Origin of the sequence: Spirulina sp. CS-785/01 (genome assembly GCF_028330525.1) — a bacterium.
GTDB lineage: Bacteria > Cyanobacteriota > Cyanobacteriia > Cyanobacteriales > Spirulinaceae > JAQMSD01.
Window position 1 is genome coordinate 1 of the sequence record NZ_JAQMSD010000079.1, and the last position, 7,974, is coordinate 7,974.

Annotated in this window: 7 protein-coding genes and 1 pseudogene; 4 read left to right on the top strand and 4 right to left on the bottom strand. The window is 42.3% G+C overall.

Annotation, left to right across the window (positions count from 1 at the left end):
* The 3 genes and pseudogenes from PN462_RS23285 to PN462_RS04510 form a co-directional block, all read right to left on the bottom strand.
* Nucleotides 1-125, bottom strand: a pseudogene (locus PN462_RS23285) (photosystem II q(b) protein); the annotation flags it as partial.
* Between the two features lie 136 nt (nucleotides 126-261).
* Nucleotides 262-603, bottom strand: coding sequence for a histidine triad nucleotide-binding protein (locus tag PN462_RS04505; RefSeq protein WP_272126800.1), 342 nt, complete (start codon nucleotides 601-603; stop codon nucleotides 262-264).
* A gap of 211 nt (nucleotides 604-814) precedes the next feature.
* Nucleotides 815-1,519 carry a response regulator gene (locus PN462_RS04510; protein ID WP_272126801.1) on the bottom strand — a complete coding sequence of 235 codons (705 nt, stop codon included), beginning with the start codon at nucleotides 1,517-1,519 and terminating at the stop codon, nucleotides 815-817.
* 275 nt (nucleotides 1,520-1,794) lie between these two features.
* Here PN462_RS04510 and PN462_RS04515 point away from each other — a divergent pair, with 275 nt between their 5' ends.
* The 4 genes from PN462_RS04515 (at nucleotide 1,795) to psb34 (ending at nucleotide 5,945) form a co-directional block, all read left to right on the top strand.
* A complete protein-coding gene (locus PN462_RS04515; RefSeq protein ID WP_272126802.1) occupies nucleotides 1,795-3,813 on the top strand; it encodes a sensor histidine kinase in 2,019 nt (672 codons plus the stop codon).
* Between the two features lie 73 nt (nucleotides 3,814-3,886).
* A complete protein-coding gene (locus PN462_RS04520; RefSeq protein WP_272126803.1) occupies nucleotides 3,887-4,957 on the top strand; it encodes a hybrid sensor histidine kinase/response regulator in 1,071 nt (356 codons plus the stop codon).
* Nucleotides 4,958-4,987: 30 nt separating this feature from the next.
* Complete coding sequence (gene dtd, locus PN462_RS04525) at nucleotides 4,988-5,428, top strand: D-aminoacyl-tRNA deacylase (protein WP_272126804.1); 441 nt, start codon at nucleotides 4,988-4,990, stop codon at nucleotides 5,426-5,428.
* Between the two features lie 346 nt (nucleotides 5,429-5,774).
* On the top strand, nucleotides 5,775-5,945 hold the full coding sequence (gene psb34 / locus PN462_RS04530) for a photosystem II assembly protein Psb34 (RefSeq protein WP_272126805.1): 171 nt from the start codon (nucleotides 5,775-5,777) through the stop codon (nucleotides 5,943-5,945).
* 115 nt (nucleotides 5,946-6,060) lie between these two features.
* On the opposite strand, the gene PN462_RS04535 is transcribed toward psb34, so the two are convergent.
* Nucleotides 6,061-7,869, bottom strand: coding sequence for an ABC transporter ATP-binding protein (locus PN462_RS04535; RefSeq protein ID WP_272126806.1), 1,809 nt, complete (start codon nucleotides 7,867-7,869; stop codon nucleotides 6,061-6,063).
* Nucleotides 7,870-7,974: the final 105 nt, after the last annotated feature.

Consider the following 7,974-nt stretch of genomic DNA (forward strand, 5'->3'; position numbering starts at 1 on the left):
AAGAGGGTGGGGATCATTAAGACACCGAACCAGCCCACATAGAGGCGATTATTGGTGCTTGTGACCCACTGACAAAACCGTTCCCACAGGGATAAGTTCTGTTGTGTTTGAACTGTTGTAGTCATGTTTATGATGATTGCAGTTTTTGCAAGATGATAATTAACGCGGCTCTGAGTGATTCAGTTGACTGCGTTATTTGTATATTAATCATATTGTTGCGATTTGTAAAGGGGTTTTACAAATTTTTTCAGAATTGGGGGGTTAGCCGGGGGGCCATTGCAGGGAGCGACCGCCTAAAATGTGCAGGTGAAGGTGATCTACGGTTTGCCCACCGTCTTGGCCATTATTAATGACAACGCGATAGCCGTTGCTGAGGCCGGCTTGTTGGGCGACTTCTTTGGCTTTGATGAGCAGGTGGCCGAGGAGGGCGTGGTCGTCGGGGGTGGCTTCGGAGAGCCGTGGAATGGCTTTTTTGGGGATAATGAGAATATGGGTGGGGGCTTGGGGGCTAATATCGTTGAAGGCGAGGCAGAGGTCATCTTCATATACGATATCGGCGGAGATTTCTTTGCGGATGATTTTGCCAAATATGGTGTCACTCATAGTAATCAGTAATCAGTAAACAGTAATCAGTAATCAGTAAACAGTAATCAGTAATCAGTCGCCAGTAAACAGTAAACAGTCGCCAGTAAACAGTAATCAGTCGCCAGTAAACAGTCGCCAGTAAACAGTAATCAGTCGCCAGTCACCAGTAATCAGTCACCAGTCATAAATGACTAATGACCAATGACCAATGACCAAAAATGACCAGAAACTATTCTACTAAACCCGATCGCAGGGCCCGGACTGCTGCCTGGGTGCGATCGCTGGCGCATAATTTACTAAGAATGTTGCGGACGTGGGTTTTTACCGTGCCGATGGTGATATGGAGTTTTTCGGCAATGTCTGAGTTACTACTGCCGGCCACGATTAATTCTAAAACATCTAATTCCCGTTCAGTGAGCGTTCCGGCTTCGATTAACTCCTGTTCATCGGTGTCCATAGATTTAATCTCTACGGTGTGGGAGATGTCTTCGCCGGTGATTTGACTGTCTTTGGCTTGTTTGAGGACGAGTCGGGCTATGGTGGGATCAATCCAAGAATTGCCTTCGCTGGTTAAGCGAATGGCTTGGACAAGGTTTTCTAGACTGACATCTTTGAGACTGTAGGAGTCTGCCCCCGCAGCAAAGGCGGCTAAGACGGAATCCTCGTTGTTGTGCATGGTTAAGATGAGGACTTTAGTATTTTCGCCTTCGGGTAAGGCTTTAAATTGTTGCGTGAGATCAATACCATCACTATCAGGTAAACCAATGTCAACAATGGCGACATCGGGTTTGGTGACGGTAAGAATTTGTAGTCCTTTATGGGCATTGGCGGCTTCCCCGACGACTTCTATATCCGCCACTTGCTGTAAAGCGGCACTCAACCCGATGCGGCTGAGGTCATGATCTTCAATTAAAACGACTCGAATTTTACTCATTTACTCTTAAATCTTGTCAAACCGAATAAGCAAAATCAATAATAAGAAAGGTTGACTGTCTCTTGAACCAGTACAAAATAATGCTTAGTTTACAGGAAAGGAGGGCTTGCTTCCTCTCTCGATGGGAGTACGACTCTAAGGGAGAATCTTATCTTTTGATAGATAAGTGTCGCTGAGTGAAAACGTTAAGTTAAATGAAAAAACATTTATTTTACTTTCTGTTGCTTTTTAGTTTACTCCTGAATTAATTTTGTCGGTTTTCTGGAACGTACAATATGTGCCAATCTGCTTCCTCCTTGGGGGGAATTGCACTCTCACAAATTATAGACGCTTTCCCCCATCTGGTTTGGGTGGCGAATCCCCAAGGAGAAATGATTGTATATAATCAGCGTTGGTGGGCGTATGTTGGGGATATGGAGACGGACTCCCCTAGCCAAGGGTTTTGGCGATCGCTTGCTCCTCAAGATCGCGATCGCTTGGCCCAAGACTGGCCAGGGATAATTACCCAGCAGAAACAGGAACTAGAGGCGGACTCGTCGTTCTACAGCACTGATCTGCGGCTGCGCCACCATACGGGACAATATAATCGTTTTATCCTGCGGATTGAACCGTTCCAAGACCCAGAGGGGGAGATGCAATGGGTGGGGACCTTGAGTCGGGCCAGTCGTCTCGAACAAATCGAAGGAAAATTACAAAAAGAACAACAATTTTTACAAGCCTTATTAGAAAATCTCTCTGATGGGATTGTGGTGTGTAACGAGGTAGGAGTATTAACGCTGTTTAATCGCGCTGCGCAGGAGTTTCACGGCCTCCCCCCCCATCCCATCCCCGCAGAACAATGGGGCAACTACTATAATTTGTTCTGTGCTGACGGAAAAACACCGATGCCTCAGCGTGATATTCCCCTTTATCGAGTGTTACAAGGGGAGTCGATTCGCAATGTGGAGATGACGATTGTTCCCAAATGGGGGAAACCTCGCACGGTTTTGGCTAATGGTGATCCGATTATTGTGGCCAATGGCCAGAAAATTGGCGCGGTGGTGGCCATGCGGGATATTAGCGATCGCAAACAGGCCAAGGCGGAAATTTTACGACTCAATCAAGAGTTAGAACGTCGCGTCAGTGATGGAGAAAGTCAACTGGCGACTATGAATAGTTTATATCGGTCGGTTCTCAATAGTATTAATGAGGTAATTTTTCAAACCGACTGCACCGGATGTTGGACGTTTTTGAGTTTTCCTTGGACGAAATTGACCGGATATACCATTGAAGAAACTCTCAATACGTCGTTTTTAGATTATGTTTTTGCTTACGAAGATCGCGCCGATCTAATGGATTTATTTCAGGTGTTGATTATGGGAGAGGCAGATTCTTTACAATATGAATTTCGTTCTCCGACGAAGGAGGGGACTTTCCGATGGTTTGAGATTTATGCTCAACGGTATTATGACCATAAAGGGGAAATTTTGGGAACATCTGGGGCGATTAATGATATTACGGAACAGAAGCAGACGGAAGTAGTCCTTAAAGCGAGGGCGGATGAATTAGCGCGACAACAGGAACAGATTGAACAGCAAAATAAAGAGTTAATTAAAGCCTCTCAATTAAAATCTCAATTTTTGGCTACCATGTCCCACGAATTGCGGACTCCCATGAATGCCATTGTGGGGTTTTCTCAGATGCTACTCTTACAACAATATGGGGAGTTAAATGAGCGTCAACAGGAAATGCTCGATCGCATTAATCATAATAGTGAAGATTTACTGGGATTGCTGGATGAAGTGTTAGATTTTTCTAAAATTGAAGCGGGTTATTTACCGATTCATGCAGAAGATTTTGATGTGACTAATTTAATTATTCTGACCATTGAAGAGTTGCGATCGCTAGCTCAGAAAAAAGACCTCAATTTCTATGCCCAAACCCCAGAACACCCCATTTCAATTAGAAGCGATCGTAGTTTTCTCCGCCGAATTTTGGTCAATCTGCTGTCCAATGCGATTAAATTTACCGAGACTGGAGAAGTTTGGGTAGAATTACAAGAAGTCGATGAAAATAATATTATGATTGCCGTCCATGATACAGGAACAGGAATTACAGAATCCGCAAAAGAAACCATTTTTGAAGCCTTTCGTCAATTAGATCAAACTTTGACTCGTAAGCATTCAGGAACGGGGTTAGGATTGGCAATTGTAAAATCTTTAGTGGAACGAATGCAAGGCACAATCCAAGTTAAAAGTCAAGAAAATCAAGGCTCAAGTTTTACGATAAACCTTCCTAAAACTCTTGCCAATTAACTGAACAAAATTTAAACTTAGGATAAATTAGAAAAAAAACACCATTTGCTCTCAATAATAAAACTCAATTAAAATGTATATTTTAGCCGTTGATGATGCCCCCGATAATCTTCTTTTAGTCCAACTTGCTTTAGAGCAAGAAGGATATGATATAGAAATGGTAGATAATGGCCAAGATGCACTAAAAAAAATAGATGAAACTCCCCCTAATTTAGTGCTTTTAGATGTCATGATGCCAGAAATGGATGGATATGAGGTGACAAGACGGATTCGCAAAAATCCCAATTTACCTTATATTCTCATTTTATTAATCACGGCCCACGAACATCCCAGTGTAGTGAAAGGGTTGGATGTGGGGGCTGATGAATTTATTCGGAAACCTGTCAAAGTGTCCGAATTACAGGCCAGAGTTCGTTCATTATTAAGACTCAAAAAAAGTATTGATCAGCGAGAGAATTTTGTTCACTGTTTAACCCATGATTTACGCACCCCCTTAGTCGCGGCCAACCGAATGTTACAAGTCATTCAACAAGGAGCATTTGGGGAAACAACACCTAAAATGGAGGAAGCTCTGTTAACTGTTGTGAGTAATAATGACAATCTCTTAAAAATGCTCAATAACTTATTAGAGGTTTATTGTTATGATGTAGGGCAAAAAATCCTCAGTTTTCGAGAGTTTAATTTGGCTGAGTTATTAGAAGAAGTGGTGAGTGAACTCAAACCTCTTGCAGAGAGTCAGAATTTAGAGTTACGAAGTCAGTTTGATTCTGATTTAAATGTAACGGGCGATCGCATGGAATTACGCCGAGTTTTTAGTAACTTAATTAGTAATGGGATTAAGTTCACCGATGAAGGCCATGTAGAAGTCCGTTCTCAAGAAATTTCTTCCCCAGAAACTCCCGTAGAGGAGCAAAAAATTCAAGTTGAAATCGAAGATACTGGAGTTGGCATTTCCGAAGAAGACCAAAAACGGATTTTCCAAGAATTTCGTCAAGGCACAAATAAACGCTCTGGCCACGGATTAGGACTGCATTTATGTCGGCAAATCATTAATACTCATCAGGGACAATTAGAGGTAAAGTCTCAACTCGGCCAAGGCACAACCTTCACCCTAACCTTACCCGTCCACATTGCCCAAAACTAAGCATTACATCACCAATAACAAACCACAAAAATGCGTATCGTTGTCCAAAGAGTGACCTCCTCTCAAGTCACCATCAACCAACAAGTCGTCGGTCAAATTGGCCGGGGTTTAAACCTATTAGTCGGTATTGCTCCAACCGATAGCGAAGAAGACTTACAATGGATGGCGCGGAAATGTTTACAACTGCGCTTATTTCCGGAAACCCCAGAGGGAAAATGGGAAAAATCCGTGCAAGACATCGAGGGAGAAATACTGGTGGTGAGTCAGTTTACCTTGTATGGAGACTGTCGCAAAGGTCGTCGTCCCTCCTTCAGTGACTCTGCCCCCCCAGACATTGCCGAATCCCTGTATAATCGCTTTGTAGAAATCTTACGGGAAAGCGGCTTAACCGTCGAAACCGGCCAATTCGGTGCAATGATGGAAGTCAGCATCGAAAATGACGGCCCCGTAACCATCCTCCTAGAACGATAATTGGGTTTTAGGAGTTATTCATCTTCATCCCCTATCGAATCGAAGATTACGATAGGGGGATTCTCGGCAATTATACTAAACCCTAAGATAGGTAAGTGGCGATCGCTCTCCCAGAAAATGGAAGGATGATCGCCACTCTTTTGTTCTTTGTTCTTGGTTGAACTTTGAATTGTCTCTGATCTTTTGCCCACTGTCAACCATTTAGGCTTCCCGAAACTGCCAACGAGGATTGGGTTAACGGCAACTGTGACTATAATCACAACTTGTTCGTTGTCAAGTCACAGTAACAATTCTTTACATTCCGTTATATTTGTTAACAACAAGGTAAGCAAGGAGGCTTAAAACCATGTACACCACCGTTAACACCGAAGGACAACTGAACAACTACGCCAATGAACCTTCCATGTACTGGGCAGAATACCCCGACCAACAACAACAACAACGCTACGCGAAACAAGGGGCATTTGCAGTCCTCCTCGTCACCAGCTTACTGTTAACTGCGTTTGCCGTCAGCTAACCTTTCCTTTCCCTTTACCCCAAAATTGTCATAAACCTAGACTTGCTGCCTTCCAAGGGATATCTTGGGAGGCTTTTTCCATTGTAGTTCGTCGTAAGTCCTTTAGGGTTTCATTCTAGTCTCGATAAGATTGGGCTTGAGTGTTGAATAATCGGGCATACGTGCCATTTTTTGCCATTAATTTTTCATGAGTTCCTTGTTCACTAATGGTGCCGTTTTCTAAAACAAAAATACGGTCTGCGAGTTTTACGGTTGAGAGACGGTGACTAATTAAAATTGCGGTACGATTTTGCACTAATTGTTGGAAATAATGGAGGATTTCTGCTTCGGATTCGGGATCAAGTGCGCTGGTGGGTTCATCAAGGATGACAATGGGGGAGTTGCGGAGAAAACATCGCGCGATCGCAATTTTTTGCCATTCCCCAATACTCAATTCTTCCCCCTCCGCAAACTCTGTTCCCAGTAAAGTCTTATCTTGGTGAGGTAGTCTTTGAATAGCGCGATCGATCCCTACTTTTTGAGCAATCTCTTGAATCGTTTGATAATAACTTGTATGAGATTCATTAAAATATCTTGAATTCCCTAAACTAATATTATCTGCCACCGTTAAATGATAGCGAAAATAATCCTGAAACACCAAACTAAATTGCTCTCTTAATGAACTTAACAGAATCTCTCGTAGATCAACCCCATCTAACGTAATTTGTCCCTCACTGGGGTCATATAACCGACACAATAACTTAACTAACGTTGTTTTACCTGCTCCATTTTCCCCCACTAAAGCAACCGTCTCCCCTGCCTTAATTTTACAGTTAATTTCCGTTAAAACCGGGCGAGAATGATGGGGATAATTAAACCACACCTCTCTACATTCTATCACCCCTTGGATCGGTTGAGAGAGGGCTTTAGGCTGCGGAGAATCAGCCACTTTTGGCTGAATATTTAAGAACTGTATAAAATTATTGACAAAGAGACTATTTTCATACAAACTCGCAAAATTTCTCACCGTTTCCCGTAACAGTCCTTGGCCGCGTTGAAAGGCTTGGTAATATAATACTAAACTACCAAGAGTCATACTTCCTTGGGCGGTTTGATAAATTATAAAACCTAAAGCCGTAAAAATTGTTAAAATTGCCCAACACTGGGTTAAAAATTCCGCCACTGCTCGCTTCAAAGTAAACTTATACTTTTCTTGTCTAATTTGACGACGTAGCTGTTTAAAAACTCTATTAAAATATGGCCCTAACTCAAATAATCGAATTTCTTTAGCTGCTGATTCATGGGTTAAAAGATAACTAAAATAATTGGCACGTCGTTCTTGTACTATCCAGTTTTTCCAATGGTGATAAAACTTTTTACTATAACGAAGACGAATTAAAAATAAAGGCATAATCGCCAAAAAGAGTAAACCCGTAACTCCCCAATGTAAGGAAAATAAAAGAATGACAATAGCAGTTAAAGAAATACCATTTTGTAATAACCCAACCAGACGATTTAATAAAATACTAGGACGGTAGGGAGCCTCCTGTTGTGCTTGGTGTAACGCATCATAATAATGGGCATTTTCATAATATTCTAAGTCAACTTCAATGGACTTTTCATGTAATAACCCTTGTACATAGTCCGTCACCTTTTGGCCTTGGGTTTCACTCACCCATTTCCCAAACGCATTACACGCTTCTAGCAGCAACATTAAGAAAACTGCCAACACAAAAAAAACAAATATTTCTTGTAATACATTTAGCGGAGAATTCTCCGTATTTTGCACCCTTGACAAGCGATCAATAATGACCTTTGTTAAATACAAAGACCCCAGAGGTAAAATTCCCTGTAAAAGCAGCAAAATACCATTAATCACCGTCCAATAACGGCTACCTTGCCAAACGAGCTTTAACGTAGCTTGGAGAGCTAAAAAACGCTGCAATTTTCAGTAATTAGTAAACAGTAATTAGTAAACAGTAATTAGTAAACAGTCCACCTCTTGCCCTCTGCCCTCTGCCCTCTGCCCTCTGCCCTCTGCCCTCTGCCC